20 protein-coding genes are annotated in these 22,758 nt (G+C 60.3%); 8 read left to right on the top strand and 12 right to left on the bottom strand.

The window, feature by feature from the left end:
• The first annotated feature begins 78 nt into the window (after positions 1 to 78).
• Entirely contained in the window at positions 79 to 1,536 is a 1,458-nt protein-coding gene (locus Q8K09_RS03410) for a DASS family sodium-coupled anion symporter (RefSeq protein WP_305253622.1), read from the top strand.
• Between the two features lie 33 nt (positions 1,537 to 1,569).
• On the opposite strand, the gene Q8K09_RS03415 is transcribed toward Q8K09_RS03410, so the two are convergent.
• The 7 genes from Q8K09_RS03415 to acs form a co-directional block, all read right to left on the bottom strand.
• Positions 1,570 to 2,550 (bottom strand): GlxA family transcriptional regulator, encoded by a 981-nt coding sequence (locus tag Q8K09_RS03415; protein WP_305253623.1) that lies wholly within the window; start codon positions 2,548 to 2,550, stop codon positions 1,570 to 1,572.
• Between the two features lie 167 nt (positions 2,551 to 2,717).
• Complete coding sequence (locus Q8K09_RS03420; RefSeq protein WP_305253624.1) at positions 2,718 to 3,482, bottom strand: ABC transporter ATP-binding protein; 765 nt, start codon at positions 3,480 to 3,482, stop codon at positions 2,718 to 2,720.
• 18 nt (positions 3,483 to 3,500) lie between these two features.
• Positions 3,501 to 4,613, bottom strand: coding sequence for a succinylglutamate desuccinylase/aspartoacylase family protein (locus tag Q8K09_RS03425; protein WP_305253625.1), 1,113 nt, complete (start codon positions 4,611 to 4,613; stop codon positions 3,501 to 3,503).
• 10 nt (positions 4,614 to 4,623) lie between these two features.
• Entirely contained in the window at positions 4,624 to 5,322 is a 699-nt protein-coding gene (locus Q8K09_RS03430) for an ABC transporter permease (RefSeq protein WP_305253626.1), read from the bottom strand.
• 16 nt (positions 5,323 to 5,338) lie between these two features.
• Positions 5,339 to 6,028 (bottom strand): ABC transporter permease, encoded by a 690-nt coding sequence (locus Q8K09_RS03435; RefSeq protein ID WP_305253627.1) that lies wholly within the window; start codon positions 6,026 to 6,028, stop codon positions 5,339 to 5,341.
• A gap of 117 nt (positions 6,029 to 6,145) precedes the next feature.
• Complete coding sequence (locus Q8K09_RS03440; protein WP_305253628.1) at positions 6,146 to 6,925, bottom strand: ABC transporter substrate-binding protein; 780 nt, start codon at positions 6,923 to 6,925, stop codon at positions 6,146 to 6,148.
• Positions 6,926 to 7,446: 521 nt separating this feature from the next.
• Positions 7,447 to 9,402 (bottom strand): acetate--CoA ligase, encoded by a 1,956-nt coding sequence (gene acs, locus Q8K09_RS03445; RefSeq protein WP_305253629.1) that lies wholly within the window; start codon positions 9,400 to 9,402, stop codon positions 7,447 to 7,449.
• Between the two features lie 477 nt (positions 9,403 to 9,879).
• On the opposite strand from acs, the gene Q8K09_RS03450 reads away from it, so the two are divergent.
• The 4 genes from Q8K09_RS03450 (at position 9,880) to Q8K09_RS03465 (ending at position 12,552) form a co-directional block, all read left to right on the top strand.
• Positions 9,880 to 10,473 (top strand): nucleoside deaminase, encoded by a 594-nt coding sequence (locus Q8K09_RS03450; RefSeq protein WP_305253630.1) that lies wholly within the window; start codon positions 9,880 to 9,882, stop codon positions 10,471 to 10,473.
• Positions 10,474 to 10,853: 380 nt separating this feature from the next.
• Positions 10,854 to 11,522, top strand: a complete 669-nt coding sequence (locus Q8K09_RS03455; protein ID WP_305253631.1) for a CsgG/HfaB family protein — start codon at positions 10,854 to 10,856, stop codon at positions 11,520 to 11,522.
• A gap of 17 nt (positions 11,523 to 11,539) precedes the next feature.
• On the top strand, positions 11,540 to 11,884 hold the full coding sequence (locus Q8K09_RS03460; protein WP_305253632.1) for a DUF4810 domain-containing protein: 345 nt from the start codon (positions 11,540 to 11,542) through the stop codon (positions 11,882 to 11,884).
• Positions 11,885 to 11,889: 5 nt separating this feature from the next.
• Positions 11,890 to 12,552, top strand: a complete 663-nt coding sequence (locus Q8K09_RS03465) for a DUF799 domain-containing protein (protein WP_370869479.1) — start codon at positions 11,890 to 11,892, stop codon at positions 12,550 to 12,552.
• Between the two features lie 62 nt (positions 12,553 to 12,614).
• On the opposite strand, the gene Q8K09_RS03470 is transcribed toward Q8K09_RS03465, so the two are convergent.
• A complete protein-coding gene (locus Q8K09_RS03470) occupies positions 12,615 to 14,168 on the bottom strand; it encodes a sigma-54-dependent transcriptional regulator (RefSeq protein WP_305253634.1) in 1,554 nt (517 codons plus the stop codon).
• A gap of 254 nt (positions 14,169 to 14,422) precedes the next feature.
• Here Q8K09_RS03470 and phhA point away from each other — a divergent pair, with 254 nt between their 5' ends.
• The 3 genes from phhA (at position 14,423) to Q8K09_RS03485 (ending at position 16,866) form a co-directional block, all read left to right on the top strand.
• Positions 14,423 to 15,208, top strand: a complete 786-nt coding sequence (phhA, locus tag Q8K09_RS03475) for a phenylalanine 4-monooxygenase (RefSeq protein WP_305253635.1) — start codon at positions 14,423 to 14,425, stop codon at positions 15,206 to 15,208.
• A 108-nt stretch (positions 15,209 to 15,316) separates the two neighbouring features.
• Positions 15,317 to 15,673, top strand: coding sequence for a 4a-hydroxytetrahydrobiopterin dehydratase (locus tag Q8K09_RS03480; RefSeq protein WP_305253652.1), 357 nt, complete (start codon positions 15,317 to 15,319; stop codon positions 15,671 to 15,673).
• Positions 15,670 to 16,866 carry an amino acid aminotransferase gene (locus tag Q8K09_RS03485; protein WP_305253636.1) on the top strand — a complete coding sequence of 399 codons (1,197 nt, stop codon included), beginning with the start codon at positions 15,670 to 15,672 and terminating at the stop codon, positions 16,864 to 16,866. The genes Q8K09_RS03480 and Q8K09_RS03485 overlap by 4 nt, the downstream gene beginning before the upstream one ends.
• Before the next feature lie 62 nt (positions 16,867 to 16,928).
• Here the strand turns inward: Q8K09_RS03485 and nahK are convergent, their stop codons facing one another.
• From nahK to Q8K09_RS03505, 4 genes are all read right to left on the bottom strand, one after another.
• Complete coding sequence (gene nahK, locus Q8K09_RS03490; RefSeq protein ID WP_305253637.1) at positions 16,929 to 19,568, bottom strand: hybrid sensor histidine kinase/response regulator NahK/ErcS'; 2,640 nt, start codon at positions 19,566 to 19,568, stop codon at positions 16,929 to 16,931.
• The gene (gene nosP, locus Q8K09_RS03495; RefSeq protein ID WP_305253638.1) at positions 19,507 to 20,661 is read right to left on the bottom strand and encodes a nitric oxide-sensing protein NosP; all 1,155 of its coding nucleotides are present in this window, start codon (positions 20,659 to 20,661) and stop codon (positions 19,507 to 19,509) included. The genes nahK and nosP overlap by 62 nt, the downstream gene beginning before the upstream one ends.
• Before the next feature lie 117 nt (positions 20,662 to 20,778).
• Positions 20,779 to 21,174 (bottom strand): hypothetical protein, encoded by a 396-nt coding sequence (locus Q8K09_RS03500; protein ID WP_305253639.1) that lies wholly within the window; start codon positions 21,172 to 21,174, stop codon positions 20,779 to 20,781.
• Between the two features lie 188 nt (positions 21,175 to 21,362).
• Positions 21,363 to 22,541: a porin gene (locus Q8K09_RS03505; protein WP_305253640.1), complete on the bottom strand. Its 1,179-nt coding sequence runs from the start codon at positions 22,539 to 22,541 to the stop codon at positions 21,363 to 21,365.
• Between the last annotated feature and the right edge of the window lie 217 nt (positions 22,542 to 22,758).

A 22,758-nucleotide genomic window follows, 5' to 3' on the forward strand; every position in this document is an offset into this window, starting at 1 on the left:
TCCGGATAACGCCCACAGTGGCCAGCACGCTGCAGGTTGCGCTATAAACCCGGCCTTTTGATCAAGAGGAACTTGCATATGGCCGAAGCCCTCAGCCCCTTGCCCGCACCCGCCAAAGCGGCCTGGATAGGCTTGCTGCTAGGCCCATTGCTGCTATTGGCCTGCCTGCTCAGTGAGCCGCCTGCGGGATTGAGCACTGGCGCCTGGGCCACTGTTGGCCTGACCCTGCTGATGGCCACCTGGTGGTCCACCGAAGCCATTCCAATCCCCGCCACAGCCCTGCTGCCAATTCTGCTGATCCCGGCCCTGGGTATCGACAGCCTGAATGCGGCAACCGCACCCTACGCAAACCCGACTATCTACCTGTTTCTTGGCGGGTTTATCCTCGGCCTGGCCATGGAACGCTGGAACCTGCACAAGCGCATCGCCCTGATGACCCTGCTGGCCGTGGGTAGCAAGCCGAGCAAACAGATTGCCGGCTTTATGCTGGCCACCGCCTTTCTCAGCATGTGGGTGAGCAACACGGCCACCACCATCATGATGCTGCCCATCGGCCTCTCCGTGGTCGGTCTGCTGGCAGGCGAAAAAGGCGCCAGCGATTTGGAGCGCGAGCGCTTTGCCACCGCATTGCTGCTGGCCATCGCTTATGCCGCCAGTGTCGGCGGCATCGCCACCCTGATCGGCACCCCGCCCAATGCTCTGCTCGCGGCCTTCCTCGCGGAAAACTACGATGTGCAGATCGGTTTCGGGCAATGGATGCTAATCGGCCTGCCTGTATCGATAATGATGTTGGTTGTTATCTGGTGGTGGCTGACCCGTGGCGGCTTCCAGCTCAGCGGCCACGACAGCAGTCAGCTGATTCGCAGTGAACTGGCTGAACTGGGCCCGCTAAGCCGCGGCGAGAAACTGGTGGCGGTGGTATTCGTGCTCACCGCCATGGCCTGGGTCTTGCAACCACTGATCGCTGCACAGGTCCCCGGCGTCAACGACACCAGCATCGCCATCGCCGCCGCCATCGCGCTGTTCATCATCCCCGTGGACGCCAGGCAGCGGGTATTCCTGATGAACTGGGAGACCGCTGGCAAGCTACCCTGGGGCGTCTTGCTACTGTTCGGTGGCGGTTTGTCCCTGGCCGGGGTCATCCGCAGCACCGGGCTCGCCGAATGGATCGCCCAGAGCCTGGGCATGCTCGGCGCCCTGCCGGTGCTGGCGATGATTGGGGTGGTGGTGCTGGTGATCATTTTCCTCACCGAAGTCACCTCCAATACCGCCACCGCCGCGGCCTTCCTACCGCTGCTAGGCGCCCTGGCCGTAGCCCAAGGCATGCCACCAGAACTGCTGGCAATTCCCGCCGCTATCGCGGCCAGCTGCGCCTTTATGATGCCGGTAGCGACCCCGCCCAACGCCATCGTTTTCGGCACTGGGCATATGCGTATCCAATCGATGATCAAGGCTGGTTTCGTCCTCAACCTGATCGGCGTGGTGTTGGTAACGCTGGTCAGCTACCTGCTGGTAGGGCTGATCTGGAGTCATTGAACGCCAGTGGCGTGATGGTCATGGCGGTTATGCCTAGCCGCGCTCGACTGGCGCGGAGGTCAGTTCGAAGGGGCTGTTGCTGCGTCGCTGGTTGCGATCTTCGCGGGGAGTTGCGCCGAAGAAGTTGCGGTAAGCGCTGGAAAAGTGCGGGCCGGAGGAGAAACCGCAGGACAGGCCAATCTGGATGATCGACTTGCTGGTCTGCATCAGCAACTGGCGCGCCTTGTTCAAGCGCAGCTCGAGGTAATACTGGCTGGGCACCCGATTCAGGTACTGCTTGAAGATGCGCTCCAGCTGGCGGCGCGAGACGCAGACGTGCTGGGCGATTTCGTCAGTGGTCAGCGGCTCCTCAATATTCGCCTCCATCAACAGCACCGCCTGGGTCAGTTTAGGGTGGCTTGAGCCCAACCGATTCTGCAACGGAATGCGCTGACGTTCGCTGCCCTCGCGAATGCGCTCGACCACCAACTCTTCCGACACCGCACCGGCCAGTTCGGCGCCGTGATGACGGGACAGTAAAGCCAGCATCAGATCGAGCACGGCCAGGCCGCCACAGGCGCTGAGGCGATCACGGTCCCAGTCAAACAGGTGGCTGGTGGCGATGACCTTGGGGAAGCGCTCGCTGAAATCGTCCTGCCAGCGCCAGTGCACGGCAGCGCGGTAACCATCGAGCAGGCCCAGTTGTGCCAAGGGATAGACCCCGGCGGATATTGCACCGATCACACATCCGCTACGCACTAACTGCTTGAGCGCGCTGGACAAGGCCAGGGGCATGGGCCCGGGCGGCTCATCGGCGAGCAGGAAGAGCTTGTGCAAGCCGTCCAACTTACCGATCCAGGCTTCGCCCGGCAGACGCCAGGCGCCTTCGACTGGAGTCTCGGCCTGAATGAACGACAGTTCGTAGACCACGTCCGGGTGGACATGCTGGGCAACACGCAAAGCCTCCTCGGCCAACGCCAAGGTCAGGGGTTTGCAGTTGGACCAAAGCAGGAAGCCGATTCGATGGGCAGTCATGGGGGCAGTTTAGGCTCTGGCAGGCATTTAAGGGCATGTCACACGGATAAGCGTTTCGACTGTCGTAGGTGCGGGCCATGCCCGCGCTAGCAATCTGGCCGGCAATTTCGCGGCCATGGCGCTAGGCGTCTCCGCCACGCCTACGATCGTCTAACCGATGCATAGCATTATTTAAGGCTACCAGAGAGGAACTGCTGGAGGCGTTCCGATTGTGGGTTGAGCAGCACTTCGCGCGGGTCGCCACGTTCCTCGACCACGCCCTTATGCAGAAATACCAGCTGGTTGGACACCTCACGGGCGAAACCCATTTCGTGGGTGACGACCACCATGGTCCGACCTTCCTGAGCCAGGTCTTGCATGACCTTTAGCACCTCGCCGACCAGCTCAGGGTCGAGGGCCGAGGTCGGTTCGTCGAACAGCATCACTTCCGGTTCCATGGCCAGGGCGCGGGCGATCGCCACGCGCTGCTGCTCGCCACCGGACATATGCGCCGGGTAGGCATCCTGGCGATGGGCCACGCCTACCTTGTTCAGGTAGTGCTCGGCTTTTTCCCGTGCTTCGGCCTTGGCGATACCGAGCACATGCACCGGTGCTTCCATGACGTTTTCCAGGGCGCTCATGTGCGACCAGAGGTTGAAGTGCTGGAACACCATGGACAGACGCGAGCGCATGCGCTGCAACTGCTTGGGGTCGGCGGCCTTGAGCGCGCCTTCCTTGTTGGCCACCAACTTCAGCTCTTCGCCGTTAAGCAGAATCTTGCCGCCATGGGGCTGTTCGAGCAGGTTGATGCAGCGCAGGAAGGTACTCTTGCCCGAGCCGCTGGAGCCGATAATGCTGATCACGTCGCCCGCCTTGGCCGCCAGGGACACGCCCTTGAGCACTTCGTGGCTGCCATAGCGCTTGTGCAGATCCTGAACTTCGAGTTTGTACATGGTTTCCACTCTCATGCATCAGTCGCTGAGCAAGCGACCCTGGCGAATAGGGGTACGACCAGCAACCTTGGCCAACCATAGACCGGGCTGGGCAAAGCGCATCCGTTCACGAACGTAGAGCACACCATCGACCGAGGCGCAGACGGTGCTATGGCGATCGCTCAGGGGATCGATCACCTCGAACAGCGGATCGCCGGCCTTGACCCGCGCACCCACCGCTTGCAGAAAACTCACCACGCCGGCATGCGGCGCGTAGGCATATTCGGCACCCTCGAATGGCGTAGCCTCGCAGCAGTCGTCAGGTACAGCCGACCAATCGCCGGCAATCAGCCCCTGTTCGGCGAGAAACGCCAGAATACTCTCGGCACTAGCGGCTGCCTGCTCCTTGCCGGTATCGGCCATGCCGCCCAGTTCGACCGTAGCGGCCAGGCACGCCAGCGGGATCGTCGCCGCAGGGAAATGCCGAGCCAAACGCAACCAGGGCAGCGAACAGGACTCGTCGAACGAACTGCCCCCGCCATCCTCGGTCACCAGCACCGCGCCGGCGTGCAGGCGGGCGGCCAAGGGACGCAATTGCGCCCACTGCTGAGGCAGCGTGTATAGATGCACCACCGCCTCGAAGTCGCAGTGCAGGTCCAGCACCACATCGGCATCGCAGGCGTGCTGGAGTAATAAGCGTTGCAAGGCCTGCAACTCGGAGGTTGGTGCCGGCAGCACCTCTAGCGCGGCCTGCATCGCCGCACGGATCAAGCGCACATTGGCCGGACCATCCTCGCCCAGACAGCCTTCGAGTGCCGGGGCGATGACCTCGGCCAAGGCGAAGAAGTCACGGTTGAAATTCTTGCCGCTGGCGAACTCGAAGCGGCCCTGCTGGGTCGCCTGAAACAACTGCCCCAGGCCGATCGGATTGGCCACGGGCACCAACTCGATAACGCCGGTCAGGCGGCCCTGGGCTTCGAGTTCGCGCAGGCGGCGCTTGAGCTCCACGGCGACGCGCATGCCAGGCATCTCATCGGCATGCAGGGATGCCTGGATATACGCTTTGCACGGGCCGCTGCCAAAACGGAACACACTCAACCGTCGTTCCGTACCCGGACAGCTCCAGGGCAATACATGATCAATCCGTTGCATAGTTGCCTCCTCAGGCCTTGCGTGGCGCCAGATAGGCCAGCCAACGGCGCTCGGCATATTTGAACAGGCGCACCAGGACGAAGGTCAGGCACAAGTAGAACAACCCTGCGGTGATAAACGCCTCGAACGGCAGATAATGCCGGGAACTGACGGTGCGGGCTGCACCGGTGATGTCGATCAGAGTAACGATGGAGGCCAGCGACGTGGTGTGCAGCATCATGATCACCTCGTTACTGTACTGCGGCAGTGCCCGGCGCAATGCTGACGGCAGGAGAATGCGCCGGTACAGCTTGGCCCGCGACATACCCATGGCCTTGGCCGCCTCGATCTCGCCATGCGGAGTCGACTTGAGACTGCCGGCAAGGATTTCCGCGCTGTAGGCACTGGTGTTTATGCCGAATGCCAGACAGGCACAAAAGGTCGCACTGGAAAAATACGGCCAGAGAAAGCTCTCGCGCACCGCCTCGAACTGGGCCAGGCCGTAGTAGATCAGGAACAACTGCACCAGCATCGGCGTGCCGCGGATGACGTAGGTATAGAGCCAGGCCGGAAAGTTCAGCAGCGGCGACTTGGACACCCGCATCAGCCCCAGCGGAATCGCCAATGTCAGGCCCAATGCCAGGGAAATCAGGAGTAACTGTAACGTCACCAGTGCGCCACTGAAATACAGCGGCAGGTTTTCCCAGATCACGGTGTAGTCAAAAATCATGAAAGCGCTCCCCTGCTTACAAATCAGCGGCTTTAGTGCCGACCGAGTAGCGTTTTTCCACGTAGCGCAGCACCAGCAGAGATACGCTGGTCAGCACCAGATAGAGGGCGCCAACCGCCAGGTAAAAGGTGAACGGCTCGCGCGTGGCATCGGCCGCGCTTTTCGCCTTGAACATCATGTCCTGCAGCCCCACCACCGAAATCAACGCCGTGGCCTTGGTCAGCACCAACCAGTTGTTGGTGAAGCCCGGGATAGCGAAGCGGATCATCTGCGGCACCAGAATGCGCAAGAACACCTTGCTGCCACTCATGCCGTACGCCACGCCCGCCTCGCTCTGGCCTTTTGGAATGGCCATAAAGGCGCCGCGAAAGGTCTCCGACAGGTAGGCACCGAAGATGAAGCCCATGGTGAATACGCCGGCAATAAACGGATTAATATCGATGTATTCGTCATAACCCAGCAGCGGCGCAACCCGGTTCACCAGGTCCTGACCGCCATAGAAAATCAGCAGGATCAACACCAGATCGGGAATCCCGCGAATCACCGTGGCGTAGGTTTCGCCCAGAAGCGCTAGCCACCGGACCGATGACAAACGGCAGGCCGCGCCCATAAGGCCCAGGACAATCGCTACCGCCATGGACGTCAGCGCCAGAATCAGCGTTAGCCAGGCGCCCTCGAGAATGGTCGAGCCGTAGCCGTCAAGCATGCTCTAGTACCTCATGCAGGCACCGAGCGGCGCCGAGGAACACAACAAAAAAGTGGCACAAGGGCACTATCCACCTGCTTGTGCCACCCTCACTGAGAAGCGACTTGCATGCAGAAATCAGTCGCCGTAAACGTCAAAGTTGAAATACTTGTCCTGCACTTCCTGGTATTTGCCATTGGCACGGATACTGGCAATGGCTGCGGTGATTTTGTCAGCCAGCGCCGTGTCGCCCTTGCGCACGGCAATGCCGGCACCTTCGCCGAAGTACTTCTGCTCATTGAAATCGGGGCCAACCAAGGCAAAGGCCTTACCGGCATCGGTCTTGAGGAAGCCATCATCAATGTTCACTGAATCGGCGATGGTGGCGTCCAGGCGACCGGAGGTCAGGTCAAGAAAGATTTCATTCTGCGAGCTGTAACGCACCACTTCGACACCGGCTGGAGCGAACACATCGGTGGCATAACGGTCGTAAATCGAGGCGCGCTGTACGCCAACTTTCTTGCCCTTGAGATCGACCAACGGGTCGTTGAGCACGGTGCCAGCCTTCATCGCCAGCTTGGCCGGGGTGTGATAGTACTTCTTGGAGAAGTCAACGGACTTGAGGCGGTCCTCGGTGATGCTCAACGACGACAACACCGCATCGAACTTGCGTACTTTCAGCGCCGGAATCAGGCCATCGAACTCCTGCTCGATCCACTGGCACTTGACCTTCATTTCCTCGCACAGGGCGACGCCGATATCGTAGTCAAAGCCGGTAATGTTGCCTTCAGGAGTCTTGTAGGCGAACGGCGGGTATGCCGCTTCAATACCGATACGCAAAGGCTTGGCGTCTTCAGACATGACCAGCGGCGACAGTACGGATAGCGCCAGTGCGCCGAGAAGTGCAATCTTCTTCATCTTGTGACTCCTTCTAATGGGAATGGATGCTGCTGGCAGTAATCTATGGGTGCAGATGCATCCAGCCACGGATAAATTGTAGAGAACGTCGCCGTCTTTGCCGACTAACAGGCAGAGGCAAGCAGTTCCGGCTGGGTGAGCGGCATTCTAGCGACAGGTCGAATGTCGATATTTCTTCAATGCGACAAGTAATTACAAAAGCCCCGAGCGGGCACTGCGGACGTATTGACAGCCTCCGGCAGATATGCAGAGACAGAATAGAGAGGTAACCGGTTAAACAAGCAATTAGCGCGCCTGACTTTGCAAAACCCTTATTTCAAGCGCCTGCTGGGTAATTCCAGGATTCAAAGCCCTCGCGACCAGCACCGTATTGGAACGAAAGCGTTTCCATCAATCCCAGAAAAGTGCACGGCGTTACCGACCGGGTGACAGTGCCGAACCCGCCGGATCTTCCGCGAGCCCAAACAAAAACGCCCCGCCTCGGTTCGTGGCCGAGGCGGGGCGCGGTTTGCCGGTGCCGGTTAGGCGACCTGCATGTCGCGATGAGTATCGATAAGGTGCTGCACCACGCCAGGATCGGCCAGCGTGGAGATATCGCCAAGTGCATCGTATTCGCCGGTCGCTATCTTGCGCAGGATGCGGCGCATGATCTTGCCCGAACGAGTCTTAGGCAAACCCGGAGCCCACTGGATAACGTCTGGCGAGGCGATCGGACCGATCTCCTTGCGTACCCAGTTCTTCAATTCCTGACGCAACTGCTCGGACGCCTCGGTCCCGCCATTGAGGGTCACGTAGACGTAGATGCCCTGCCCCTTGATGTCGTGCGGCACACCAACCACTGCGGCTTCCGCCACTTTGGGGTGAGCAACCATGGCGCTTTCGATTTCAGCGGTACCCATGCGGTGACCGGAAACGTTCAGCACGTCGTCGACGCGGCCAGTGATCCAGAAGTAACCGTCTTCGTCGCGACGAGCACCGTCGCCAGTGAAATACATACCCTTGAAGGTCTTGAAATAAGTATCGACAAAGCGGTCGTGGTCGCCGTACAGGGTGCGCGACTGACCCGGCCAGGAGTCAATGATCACCAGGTTGCCCTCGACGGCCCCTTCCAGCAGATTACCCATGTTATCCACCAGCGCTGGCTGCACGCCGAAGAACGGACGGGTTGCCGAGCCTGGCTTGAGTGCGGTCGCACCCGGCAGCGGGCTGATCATGATGCCGCCGGTTTCAGTCTGCCACCAGGTGTCGACGATTGGGCAGCGCTCCTGACCGACCGCTTTGTAATACCAGTTCCAGGCTTCCGGGTTGATCGGCTCGCCCACCGAACCAAGCAGACGCAAGCTGGAGCCATCGGCGCCCTTCATGGCAGCATCGCCCTGAGCCATCATCGCGCGGATCGCGGTCGGCGCGGTGTAGAGAATATTGACCTTGTGCTTGTCGACGATCTTGGCGACGCGGGTGATATCCGGGTAGTTGGGCACGCCCTCGAACAGCAAGGTGGTCGCACCGTTGGCCAGCGGGCCGTAAACGATGTAACTGTGACCGGTGACCCAACCGACGTCGGCGGTGCACCAGTAGACATCACCTGGCTTGTAGTCGAACACTCGCTCGTGGGTCAGCGCGGCATACAACAGGTAGCCGGCAGTGGTGTGCTGCACACCCTTGGGCTTACCGGTGGAGCCGGAGGTGTAGAGGATGAACAGCGCTTCTTCAGCGCCCATTTCTTTCGGCGCGCAAACGCTGCCGGCAACCGCCATCAGGTCTTCGTACCAGATGTCGCGGTGCGGGTGCCACTTGATATCGCCACCGGTGCGCTTGCACACGATGATCTTCTGCACGCTGGCAGTTTCCGGGTTAGCCAAGGCGTCGTCGACGTTGGCTTTGAGCGGTGTGCGCTTACCACCACGCAGGCCTTCGTCGGCGGTGATGACTACCTTGGACTGGCAGTCGATAATGCGTCCGGCCAGTGCTTCCGGGGAGAAGCCACCGAACACCACCGAGTGAATCGCACCGATGCGGGTGCATGCCAGCATCGCCACTACTGCTTCTGGAATCATCGGCATGTAGATGGTCACCACGTCGCCACGGTGCACATCCTGACCGCGCAGGGCGTTGGCTAGCTTGCACACCTGCTCATGCAGTTCACGGTAGGTGATGTTCTTGTGCTCGGACGGATCATCGCCTTCCCAGATGATCGCTACCTGATCGCCACGCTCTTCCAGGTGACGGTCCAGGCAGTTGTAGGAAACGTTGAGGGTGCCGTCGGCGAACCACTTGATATCGACGTGGTGATCGTCGAACGAGGTCTGCTTGACCTTGGTGAACGGTTTGATCCAGTCGAGACGTTGGGCCTGCTCACGCCAGAAGCCGTCGGGGTTGATCACCGACTGCTGATACATGGCTTTGTAGGTGGCTTCGTCGGTAAGCGACTGAGCAGCCACCTCTGGGCGCACGGGATAGAGGGACGCAGCACTCATTGGATAGACCTCGGTGGGTAGTTGTTTTTCTATGGGGCATTTTGTAACCAGACACCCCTACTTGGGCCATTCGACCATGGTATTACCGCTCTACAACCATGGTCTTGCACTGCTGACAGCTCGCAAGGGCGGGTCAAGCAGCCTGCGCAACCGTGAAAATACCGGACGCCAGCAGGTGACGACAGGCTACCAGCAGTAGACCCACCCTCAGTAAAGCAGTTGCACGTCCCACTGCTAGGCTCAGCGCAACGGCGGCCTTGCAGCTGATCGCAGTCAAGGGCTCGTCGAGTTGGATTACAGGCGAAAAAAAAGGCGACCTGGAGGCCGCCTACCCAAACATTCCGCGAGCGCAATGGAGAACCGCTTTCACAGGACCCGAACGCCGCCATTCTTGCCCCAACCCCGCCCGCAAACAATTGCACCAAGGTCGTAAGGCGGTCAGACGCCGCAAGCATGACTAAGCTGACAAGACCCCTCATGCTCACATTGCTCGCCATCAAGCGCACGGAACCACCGATGAAAAGCCCGCACCTGACCTTGTTGGCGCACGCCCCGCACAGCCAAAAACCAGCGGACATCTGGGCGCGACTGTGCTGCGAACAGGCCCTGCTGGCACTGGAGCAGGGCTGCTATGCGGTAGGTGCGGTGCTGGTCAATGACGCTCAGGAGCTACTGTGCAGCGCCCGCAACGAGGTCTTTTCCAGCCATTACAACAGTGCCGGGCATGCCGAAATGCAGTTGCTCGACCAACTGGAAGCCCAGTACCCCGAGCAAGACCGCAGCGCCCTCACCCTCTACGTCAGCCTACAACCCTGCCTGATGTGCTACGGCCGCATTCTGCTCGCCGGCATCACTCGCGTGCGTTATCTGGCGCGCGACCAGCCGGGTGGCTTTGTCGCCCACCACCTTCCGCCGGCATGGGCGGAGCTGGCCGCGCGAACCTCGGTGCGCCAGGCGGATGTGAACGCCTACTGGATCAACCTGGCCGAGCAGGCGATCAACCAGTTGCAGGATCGTCAGGCATTGCGTGAGCGGGTGCTGACAGCCTGGCACGGAGGGCCCATCAACTGAGCAGTATGCGTCCCAGACCTGGGTCTAGCGCTTACAGATAGGCGGGCGTTGAGCGCAGAGGCAGTAAATCAGCGCCAGACCACTCAACGCCTCGATTGCAGGCGTCATATAAGGCATGTTTGTGGCGCCATGGGTAACGCATTGGCATGCCTTGTTCCAAGCTAATCAGCGACTCTGGCAAAACAGCTGGCTGCCGATTAGACTCGCCCCCGCAGGACGCGCCCCTACCTTTTGGATACATTGTCATGGACCGACTTCTGCCGTCATCCGCGCACCCGCAGATGCAGCGGCAATCCCGCCAATTCAATGCCTTGCCAATACCTCGACAGCCTAAAGGCCGCCGTTGGCTTTCCTGCGCCCATTTATCCAATGAGATCCTTATGCAAAAAATCATCTCGGCAAGCCTTGCAGGCTTGCTTGTAGTGCTCAGCGGTTGCGCCACTGAACAATCGCGCACTCTGGAAGTTGCCAAAGTCAGCACCGCCGGCAGTCACTACAGTGGTCCCCGCAGCCCGATTGCCGTCGGTAAGTTCGACAATCGCTCCAGCTATATGCGCGGCATCTTCAGTGACAATGTCGACCGCCTCGGCGGGCAAGCCAAAACGATCCTGATCACTCACTTGCAGCAGTCGAACCGCTTCAATGTGCTCGACCGTGACAACCTGGCCGAACTGCAACAGGAGTCAGGCTTCTCCAAGCAAGTTCAGCAAGTACGCGGGGCAAACTTTGTTGTCACCGGTGACGTAACCGAGTTCGGCCGTAAAGAGGTGGGCGACCACCAACTGTTCGGCATTCTGGGCCGCGGCAAACAACAGATTGCCTATGCCAAGGTCAATCTGAACATAGTCAACGTGCTGACATCCGAGGTGGTCTATTCCGCTCAAGGTGCTGGTGAGTACAGCCTCTCTAACCGCGAGATCGTAGGTTTCGGCGGCACTGCGAGCTATGACTCAACGCTCAACGGCAAAGTCCTGGACCTGGCGGTTCGTGAAGCAGTGAACAACCTGGTCAATGGCGTTGACAGTGGCGCCTGGCGTCCAGCCAAGTGAGCCCGGAGAAATCAGCCATGAGCGCTCGCCTCCTCCTCGCCCTGGTCACCACAGCCACGCTGGGTGGCTGTGTGACTCAACCACAAACGCTCTACTACTGGGATGGCTACCAGCAACAGGTTTACCAGCGCTTTGACAATACCAGCGGCACCGAGGAGCAAATTGCTGCTCTTGAGGCGAGCCTGCAAAAGGCCCGCGCGGCGGATCGTGCGCTGCCACCCGGGTTCCATGCGCATCTCGGCATGTTGTATGCGGACATCGGCAGAGCCGATCAGGTTCGCCAACAATTCGAAACAGAAAAAACGCTGTTCCCCGAGTCCGCGCCGTACATGGACTTCCTCATGCGTAAATTTGAAAAGTGATGAGCATGCCATTTCTACATTCATTCAGACCGTTCGCCGCGCTGGCCGTTGCCATGTTTCTTGCCGGCTGTGCGACGCCGCAAGCGCATGATTACAGTGCATTCAAAGAGAGCAACCCGACCTCTATTCTGGTTCTGCCGCCGGTTAACAAGTCACCCGATGTCAAAGCCTCCTACAGCGTTTACTCGCATATCACCTTGCCCCTGAGTGAGGCTGGTTACTATGTGTTGCCCGTGGCGGTGGTCGATGAAACCTTCAAGCAAAACGGCCTGATGAACGCCGAAGAGATCCGTGACGTCTCACCGCAGAAACTGCATGAGATTTTTGGCGCCGATACGGTGCTGTACCTGGATGTCATGGAGTACGGCAGCAGCTACATGATCATCACCAGTGAAGTTGTCGTGTCCGTCACCGCAACACTGGTCGACCTGCGCAGCGGCAAGCAACTGTGGAAGGGGGCTGCCCGTGCCAGCAGTGCAGAGCAGCAACAAAACAGCGGTGGCGGTCTTGCCGGCCTGCTGATAACCGCATTGGTCAACCAGGTAATGAACACCCTGAGTGATCGCGGCCATGAAATCGCTGGTATCACCAGCCATCGCTTGCTTGCCAGCAACCCCGTGAATGGCATTCTGCCGGGCCCGCGAGCGCGCCCGACCAGCGCTCGCTAACATGCCACGGCTTCAGGTGGCGGGGCTCGGCATTACCACCTGAAGCAGCGGCGCGGTACTCGTTACTCCTTGCCCAACCCATGCTGGCGTAGCTTGTTGGCGATAGTGGTATGCGACACCCCCAGCCGCTTGCCCAGTTGCCGGCTGCTCGGATGATCGTGATACAGGCGCTCCAGCACGGCTTTCTCGAAACGCCCAAGAATCTCATCCAGCCCGCCTTCTACCGAAAACGCGCCCAACGGCTGCGGGGCGCCGTAGTCTGGCAGACGGATATGCTCGAGCTTTACCGTACCGCCTTCGCACAGCGATACAGCCTGAAACAGGACGTTTTCCAACTGACGCACATTGCCCGGCCAGTGATAGTGGCCAAGTTTGTCCAGCACCTGGGTGGCCAGCTTGGGCAGCGGGCAGCCGATCTGTCGGCTGGCCGAATCGAGGAAGTGATCGACCAGCGGCGCCAGCCCGTCCAGGCATTCACGCAGCGGCGGGATATGCAGGGACAGCACATTGAGGCGGTGATAGAGGTCCTGACGGAACTCGCCCTTGGCGCACAGTTCGGACAGGTCGACCTGGGTCGCGCAGATCACCCGCACATCCAGGTACACCTCCTCATCACTGCCGACTCTGCGGAAGCAGCCGTCCTGGAGAAAGCGCAGCAGCTTGGCCTGCAGGCGTGGGCTCATCTCGCCGACACCATCGAGGAACAGGGTGCCGCCGGCCGTCAACTCCAGAAGCCCGAGCTTGCCTTCAGGGCGCGCACCTTCGAAGGCGCCGGGGCCGTAGCCGAACAACTCGGTCTCAGCCATGGATTCCGGCAGCCCCGCACAATTGAGCGCCATAAAGGGCGACTGGCCGCGCGGACTGGCCAGGTGGCAGGCGCGCGCCAGCAGCTCCTTGCCGGTGCCGGTCTCACCCTCGATCAGCAGTGGCGCGTCCAGCGGCGCCATACGCCGCGCCTCGCGCACCACCGCGGCCATCACCTTGGAACTCTGGAAGATGCTGTCGAAGCCGCGCAGCTCCTGCTTGCGCACATGATAGATACGCTCACCGACCCGGTCGGCGCGGTGCAAGGTGAGTACTGCGCCGGCCAGCGCATCGCTCTCGTCGTGTTCGGTCTGCAGCGGGGCGATGTCGGCGAGGAACACATCGCCCTTCACTTTCACCCGCAGACCGTTGATCCGTGACTTGTTGGCGCGCACCAACTCCGGCAAATCGAAATCTTCGGCGTACCGCGACAGTGGAATCCCCGGCACCTCGTCGACGCGTACGCCGAGCAACTGCGCGGCGGCGCGGTTGGCCGCCACTATCGAGCCGCCCATATCGATCGACAGCACCGGAAACTCCAGAGCGCCAAGCAAGGCGTTCAGCTCCAGATGACGGCGCTCGCTGGGCATCAGGCCGACGCGCTTGACCCCAAACACACCCGGGATCGCCTCCAGCTTCGGCCGCAGGGCCTGGAGCTGCAGATTGATCAGGTTTGGACACAGCATATAGATGGCGTTGCCTTGCTCACCGCCGACCTCGCCACGGGCAACGTTGATACCGTAGTCAACCAGCAGGTTGAGGATGTCGCGCAGAATGCCGATCCGGTTTTGACAGTGAATCTTGATACGCATGGCAGACCCTGAGCATATTTTCTGATGGCAGCGCATCGGGAATCGACGAGTTCGCCTTATTGTTCGTCAAGAATATGTGACGGATTAGCCCGGCATCAAGGCGATAACTGGCAGCGATGACAGATAATGTAACCTTTTCTTTACGAAATACATGCTATTGACCCCGTTCACCGCCGGATTCACGGCCGCGCAACGGCACAACCTGAGGTATTCATAGTCCAACACAATAACAATGGCCCCAGCAGGAGGCAGCAATGATGAGTACGCAGTATGTGGCTCGGCAACCGGATGAAAGCGGTTTTATCCACTACGGCGAAGCCGAGCATCAGGTGTGGAACACCCTGATCACCCGGCAACTCAAGGTAATCGAAGGACGCGCCTGCCAGGAGTACCTGGACGGTATCGAGCAACTCGGACTGCCCCATGAGCGTATCCCGCAACTCGATGAAGTGAATCGGGTGCTCCACGCTGCCACCGGCTGGCGCGTCACCCGGGTACCGGCGCTGATCCCCTTCCAGACCTTTTTCGAACTGCTGGCCAGCCAGCAATTCCCAGTGGCCACGTTTATCCGCCGCCCCGAGGAGCTCGACTACCTGCAGGAGCCGGACATCTTTCACGAGATCTTCGGTCACTGCCCGCTGCTGACCAACCCCTGGTTCGCCGAGTTCACCCACACCTATGGCAAACTCGGTCTCAAGGCCACGAAAGAACAGCGTGTTTACCTCGCGCGTCTTTACTGGCTGACCATCGAATTCGGATTGGTCGACACCAACCAGGGCCGCCGGATCTATGGCGGTGGCATCCTCTCTTCGCCAAAGGAAACCGTCTACAGCCTGTCCGGGCAGCCCGAGCACCTGCCATTCGATCCGACCGAGGCCATGCGTACGCCTTACCGCATCGACATCCTGCAACCGCTGTACTTCGTCCTGCCGGAGCTCAAGCATTTGTTCGAACTGGCGCATCAGGACATCATGGGCATGGTCCATCAGGCCATGCAGATGGGCCTGCACACGCCGAAGTTTCCGCCGAAAGCCGCCTGACAACTTTTGTAGGATGGGTTGAGCATCGCGATACCCATCATTTCCCGGTTTGATGGGTATCGCTGCGCTCAACCCATCCTACGTCTCACCACCGAACCCTGGAGAAACCTGATGACCCTTGCCCAAGCCCAATGCGAAGCCTGCAGCGCCGACGCCCCGAAAGTCTCGGACGAGGAGTTGGCCGAGTTGCTCCGCGAGATCCCCGACTGGAACATCGAGGTGCGTGACGACCACATGGAGCTGGAACGGGTGTTCCTGTTCAAGAACTTCCGTCATGCCCTGTCCTTCACCAACGCGGTCGGCGCCATCGCCGAGGAAGTCGGTCACCACCCTGCCCTGGTCACCGAATGGGGCAAGGTCACGGTCACCTGGTGGAGCCACGAAATGCGTGGCCTGCACCGTAATGACTTCATCATGGCTGCGCGTACCGATGAGCTCGCCGCTGCTGCCGAGGGCCGTAAGTGAGCCATTTCGCCCAGATTGCCCGCGTTCCCGGTGACCCGATACTGGGCCTGATGGAGGCCTATCGCAGCGACCGCAACCCGGCCAAGCTCGACCTGGGCGTCGGCGTGTACAAGGACGCTCAGGGCCTGACGCCAATCCTGCGCGCGGTGAAGCTGGCCGAGCAGCGCCTGGTAGACCGCGAAACCACTAAAAGCTATATCGGTGGCCACGGCGATGCCTTGTTTTGCAGCCACCTGGCCAGCCTGGTGCTGGGCGCCGCCAGCCCCTTGCTCGCCGAGCAGCGCGCGGCGGCCAGCCAGACCCCTGGCGGCACCGGGGCCCTGCGTCTGGCCGCAGACTTTATTGGCCACTGCCTGCCGGGCCGGGGCATCTGGCTGAGCGACCCGACCTGGCCGATTCATGAAACCATCTTTGCCGAGGCCGGGCTGCGCGTTGGCCATTACCCCTATGTGGGTGCCGACAATCGGCTCAACGTCGAGGCGATGATCGCCGCGCTCAGCCACCTTCCCCACGGCGACGTGGTGCTGCTGCACGCCTGCTGCCATAACCCCACCGGTTTCGACCTGACTGAGGACGATTGGCGGCGCGTGCTCGACGTGGTCAAGGCGCGCGAACTGCTGCCGCTGATCGATTTTGCCTACCAGGGCTTCGGCGACGGGCTTGAACAGGATGCCTGGGCCGTGCGCCTGTTTGCCGCCGAACTGCCCGAACTGTTGATCACCAGTTCCTGTTCGAAGAACTTCGGCCTCTACCGCGAGCGCACCGGCGCCCTGATTGCCTGCACCCGCGACGCGGAAAAACTCCTGGATGTGCGCAGCCAACTGGCCTCCATCGCCCGCAACCTCTGGTCGACGCCGCCGGCACACGGCGCTGCGGTGGTCGCCGCTATTCTCGACGACAACGAACTCAGAACGCTGTGGAGCGATGAACTGGGGGCTATGCGCCAACGGGTCGCAGGGCTGCGCCTGGGGCTGGTTGAGGCCCTGCAGCCTTATGGCCTGGCCGAGCGCTTCGCGCATATTGCCGAACAACGCGGGATGTTCTCCTACACCGGTTTGTCGCCTCAGCAGGTGCAGCGTCTGCGCGAGCAATACAGCGTGTACATGGTTGGCTCCGGCCGGGCCAATGTCGCCGGACTGGACGCCAATCGCCTGGATCAACTGGCCGATGTTATCGCTCAGGTTTGCGCCTAGCAGCGCCCCGCAAGGGTCTGGGTCTTGCCCTGAGTACATGCACGGCACACGCGCAGGGCTATTTAACTGCGACTCTTTTCCAGCAAATGACTCATGGCTGTTTTCAGCTTCATCGGTCGTACCGGCTTGTGCATCAGGGTGTGGCCAAGCTCGCGCATCTGCTGTTTGAGTTCGTTGCTGTAGTTGGCGGTGATCATCAGCGCCGGCAGCGGCGTGCTGCGCCGGGCGTTGATCAGGGCCACGGCGTCGACACCGTTGTGCCCGTCGTCGAGGTGGTAATCGGCGATCAACAGGTCGGCATCGGCGTGATAGTTGTCGACTTGGCGCGCCAGGTCTTCTTCGGAAAGCGCGGTGACCACCTGGCAACCCCAGGCCTCCAGCAGGGTACGCATACCGGCGCAGATTGCCGCATCGTTATCCAGCACCCAGATCCGCGATCCGCTGAGGCGTTCGAGCAGCAGATCAGACGCCTCATGCACCACCCGCGCGCGCGGTGCGAGAGCGGTCAAGGGGACTTCAATGGCAAACATCGAACCCTTGCCCAGTTGCGAAGACACGCGGATACGATGGCCCAGCATGCGCGCGATCTTGTCGACGATGGCCAGACCCAAACCGAGGCCGCGATCCTGCTTGCGGTGCGTAACGTCGCCACGTTTGAACTCCTGAAACACCTCGCCGAGTTTGTCTTCAGCGATACCAATACCAGTGTCCCACACCTCGATCGACAGACTCTGCCGGTGCCGGCGGCAACCGAGCAGGATGCGTCCGCTGGTGGTGTAACGAATGGCATTGCTCAGCAGGTTACGCAAAATTCGCGCGAGCAACTGGATATCGCTGCGCACCAGCGCCGAACTGGCCACGAAGTCCAGGCGCAGGCCCTCGCTGCCGGCAATCTGATGGTATTCGGCGGCGAGGTTTTCGAGCAGCTCACTGACCGCGAACGGGGCGATATCCGGTTTGATTACCCCGGCATCCAGCTTGGAGATATCCACCAAGGTGCCGAGCAAGCTTTCCACGTCCTCCAGCGAGTTGCTGACGTTGCGCACCAGGGCAGCGCTTTCGACCAGGTCGCGCTTTTCCAGCAGTGCGCTGGTGAACAGCCGTGCGGCGTTCAAGGGTTGCAACAGGTCGTGGCTGACTGCCGCGAGGAATTTGGTTTTCGACAAGTTGGCCTGCTCGGCCTCGCCCTTGGCTTCGCGCAGACGGGCCTCCATGTGCGTGCGCTCGTCGATTTCGCAGCGCAACTGGGCGTTTAGGTCGGTGAGTTCGGCGGTGCGTTCGCGCACCCGCTGTTCCAGGTGCTGATAGGCCTGGTGCAACGCCTCGGCGGTACGCCGGCGCTCGGTAATGTCGCGAATCAGCACAAAGATGCCGAGCACCTCGCCGCTGGCCTGACGGTTGGGCACGTAGGAGCGCAACATGTAGCGCTCCTGCCCATTATGGTTGGTCTCGGCCACCTCGAAAGTCACACTTTCGCCGGACAAGGCCCGCTCAATATAGGGTTCCAGGCGCCGGCAATGTTCTTCGTTGTGCACCGTTCGCAGGCTTTGGCCGAGCATCGCGCCACGCGGCCAGCAGTACCATTCCTCGTAGACCTTGTTAGTGAAATCATAGATCAGGTCGGCATTCAGGTAGGCAATCAGCGCCGGCACGTGGTCGGTGATCAGGCGAATCCAGCGCTCGCTTTCACTGAGTGCTTCGGCGTGTCGGTAACGCTCGGTGATGTCGGTAAAGGTGTTGACGAAGCCGCCGGTAGGCAGTGGATGGGTGCGCACCTCAAGCATGCGTCCGTCAAACAGGCGCAGCTCCAGCTCCTCAATGGCTTTGCCGCTGGCATCGCAGCTATCGGGGGTCAGCAGTTGCAACTCGCTGTCGGCCATTACCTCGGCGAAGGGCCGATGGGCGTTGATCGGTGCCAGGCCGCAGAGATCAAGAAAACGGTGATTCCACAACTCCAGCTGGCCCTCGGCATTGACCATGGCCATGCCTTGCGACAGGTTGTCCATGGCGCGCTGCAGCAGCCGTGACTTCTGCGCCAGGGCCTGTTCGCGGCGCAGGGTTTCGTTCTGTTTGACCTCGGTAATATCGGTATACAGGATCACCAGGCCGCCCTCACGGGTCGGTCGCTCGCTGACCTGCACCCAACGGCCGTCGCGCAGGCGATAGAGCATGTGCTCGCCGTCTTTGCCGCGCTGTTCCTCCACCACCAGACCGGTGCTTTTGCTCAGGCGTTTGATCTCGGTCAGCCGGGTGCCCGCGTTAATACGTGCACGGCTATGGGCCCAGAACGATTTGAAGCGGCTGTTGAACAGCACGATGCGCTGCTCGCTGTCGAACAGCACGAAGGCGTCGGAAATGCTTTCGATGGCATCGATCAGATGCTGGTGGGCGGTTTCTGCACGCAGCCGTGCATCGCTGAGTAATTGGTTGCTGGACTTCAGCTCGGCCATCGCCTGGTTCAGCGCATCGGTACGTTCACGCACCTGTTCGGCGAGCACCACCGAGTGCTGAAAGGCCGCGTAAGCATCGTCACCGCGCGCATGAACCGACTCGACCCGCTCGATCAGTGCGGTATTGATCCGTTTGAGCTTGTGGTTATCCTTTTCCAGCGCCGCGCAACGGGCTTGCAGCTCGGCGACATCAGCCTCGACCGGGACGGCCAATGGCGACTCCGGTGAAGGTCTGGTTGATGTGCATACCATTGAACTGCTCCCCGTAGGTATTGAAACCTATAACTTGCTGGCTACGCAGAAAGGCCGAGACTGGCTCGACGCCATCGCCATCCTCGATTTCCAGGCGGCGCAGAAAACAATCGCAGCCAATAGTCAGCAGCAAGGGCCCGAGGCGCTCGCGCAGCCCCTCGAACAGGTTTTCCAGATTGGGCAATAATGGACCGGGACGCATAGCGGTGAGGACGATGCCGTTCTCCACCGCGCAATAAAAACTCAAACTGAGGTCTTCATTGACCCGCTGAATCGAGCGCACGTAGTACTGATCGCTGATGCGCACAGCCAGAGGATTGGCGGCGAACACCCGGTGATCCAGGTCTTGCAGCGGCACGCCGATCAACTCGGCGTATTCCTGCGCGGCCGGCGCCGCATTCAGCTCATACACCCGGCGGCTGGCGCTGTCGGCTCGGGTGACCACCAACTTCTCAGCGCAAGGCTCGATGTGATGGGTGCTGAACACTTCGAAGTCCAGCCAGGTATTAAACAGCACCACCACCGCCGCGCCCGTATGGAACTTGCCGCCGTAGTAAACATGGGTGTGGGTCAGGTGGTTGTCGTCACCCGCCGAACCGCCGAAGTGCGGAATGCTGCCAAACGCCGCGCTAAGCGCACCGAGCACCACTTCCTCGCGACTGGATAAACCATCGAGCAGGGTCAGGGCGAAGCTGTGGCCCTTGATCGAGGCCAGTTCGTTGTTGCGGCAATCCTTGGCCAAACGCTCGACCAACTGCTGGGCGTCGATCAGGCTGAAACGCTCCATCTCGTCGATCAGTGCGCTGGAAATCGAGAAGCTGCGGTGATCGAAGCCCACCGCACTGACGCAGCCACGACCATAGCCATGCGCGGTGATCTCGCCAGCGCTGGTACAGCCAATCAGATTGATCCCGCCGAAGTACTGATCCAATGCATCGCCGAGGTGTTCCAGATCGTATTCCGCAGAACAGAAGAACAACACAAAGCCCAGGTGCGGATGAATCAGCTGACGCGCCAACTCCTGCGCCACCAGTTCCACATCCGTGGCACTTGAGGTAGCGGTGACGACGCCTTCAGTCCGTTCCTGCTGCATAGCTTGCCCCAATAAAAATCCCACCTTCCATGGAATTATTCTACGAAGCTCCAGGCTTGCGCCCCATGCAACTTGAGTCGCGTCGGCCTACTCCCTAAGTAGCGGTATACAACTGCATCAGACGGACAACGGCCAGAACAGTAACGTCAACAGGAATAATCCGGCATAGAAGCCGATCTCCAGCGTTTCGCTGAGAGGCTGGATACGCCGCAAGGCGCCATATACATGCACCACGATCATCATCAGCGCCGTAGCGGCGAGCAGTTCAAAAACCGTATGAATGGCCTCACCAGTCAAGGCCGCGCGCAGCATCATGGCTTCGAGGATCAGGATGAACGCACCCAGGCAGCGGCCGAAATACACCGCCAGATCAGTGTGCGTGGGTATCCGCCACCCCATCAACCGAGCCCAGGCCAGCGGAACGAGAAAGATCGGTAAAGCAAAGACCAGTGTGGTCGCGACGGTCAGAATCAGCAGGTAATCAGCCGCCGAATCACTCCATATTCCCAGCATCGGTGCATCCTTTCATGGGCATTGGGTAAGTAAGCTGCACTCAGAGGCAGCGCATCAGCACAATCGGTAGGGCGAGGAACAAGCCGGTTACCGGCAGCAGTATGAGCAACAGATCCAGGTCGTAGGGCATACCCGCCTCCATAGAAAAACCGGACAGGTTTGCCCTGCCCGGTTGTTTCAGCCCATGGTTACCAGTTAAATACGGCACCGACAGCGAAGGTGTCGGTGTCTTCGTTCAGACCGCTGCCGGTGGCGGCGTCGATCTCGAACTGGTTGTATTCGGCCACCAGCTTGAGGTTGTCGTTGATGGTGCGGAAGTAGGCGATGCCACGGGTCTCATAGTCGGCCTTGGTGCCCAGGCCGTTGCCATCGTCCTCGGTCTTGCCGTAGGACAACGCGACACGGTTCTTGCCGAAGCTGTAGGAGGTCTGCAACAGGTAACCGTCGCTGTCCACTTCGCGCAACGTGGCCTCACCGGCATTGTTGGTATAGAAGGGGTTCATGCCCTCAGCCTGGAAGCCCGAACCGGTTACCGAGAAACCGCCCATCTTGGCCTGGACGCCGTAGCCAAGGCCCTTGGAGGTAACCGAATCGACGGCGGAGTCGGTGTTGTCCGAAGTCTGCTGAGCAGCGTTGATCCAGGAGTAGATCTTCGCGCCGCCTACTTCGAACTCATAAGTGATCTCGGTTTCGAAGCGTGGGCTTTCCTGGTAGGCCTTGCCGTCACCGTCGATCTGGTTGGAGTCGTAGGGGTCCATGATCCCGGCGGCCACCCGCAAACCATTCATTTTCGGACTGCGGTAAGTGATCTGCGCGGTAGGGAACGGGTACGGGTAACCGCTGCCGATGTTGCCGAAGGACACGCCGCCGAAGTCGACCAGACCGAGCGTATCGCTGACCTGGCCATAACCGGACAACAGCTCGTCGAGGAAGATGTTGGAACGGGCGAACAGGCCGAAATCCTTACCCACCAGCACTTCGCCCCACTCGCTACCCACGGTGCCGTAGAACTGGCGCACGTCGATGGCAGTATCGGTGCCGTTCTGTTCGCTGTCGTTGATGGTGACCCAGAACGACGAACGCGCGCCGAGTTTCAGGTCATCGACTTGCTTGCCGAAGTTAAAGCCGATCCAGTTCGGCAGAAAGCCCATCTTCACCCGCGACTGACGGCGGTCAAACGTGTCGCCTTCGCGATCGACATCGCTGTTCACATAGAAGGCATTGATATAGCCATCGGTGGAGAACGTGGTGTCGTCCTGGTCATACAGGACGATTTCAGCGGCCGCTTGCTGGGCTGTTGCCAGTGCGACGGCGGCAGTCAGAGCCAGAGGCAGGAATCGGGTGTTGGCGATCTTCTTGTTGTTCATAACGCTCTCCGCTTGGGGTGACGACCATCGGTCAGTCGGTTCGGAGGCGATTATCGAAAAGCATGGCGCCCAGCCATACGCTGCTATGGCGCTGCTTGCCTGCTGCTTTGGCCGGGCGCAGCGGCGCGCTCAATAAGGTGTAAGACCTGGCCAATGCACGGAGCAAGCCAAAGGTCGTAGGCCTTTATTGCAACGCGCACAGCGCCCCTCCACCCGA

This window comes from Pseudomonas sp., assembly GCF_030683065.1.
Taxonomy (GTDB): Bacteria; Pseudomonadota; Gammaproteobacteria; order Pseudomonadales; family Pseudomonadaceae; genus Aquipseudomonas.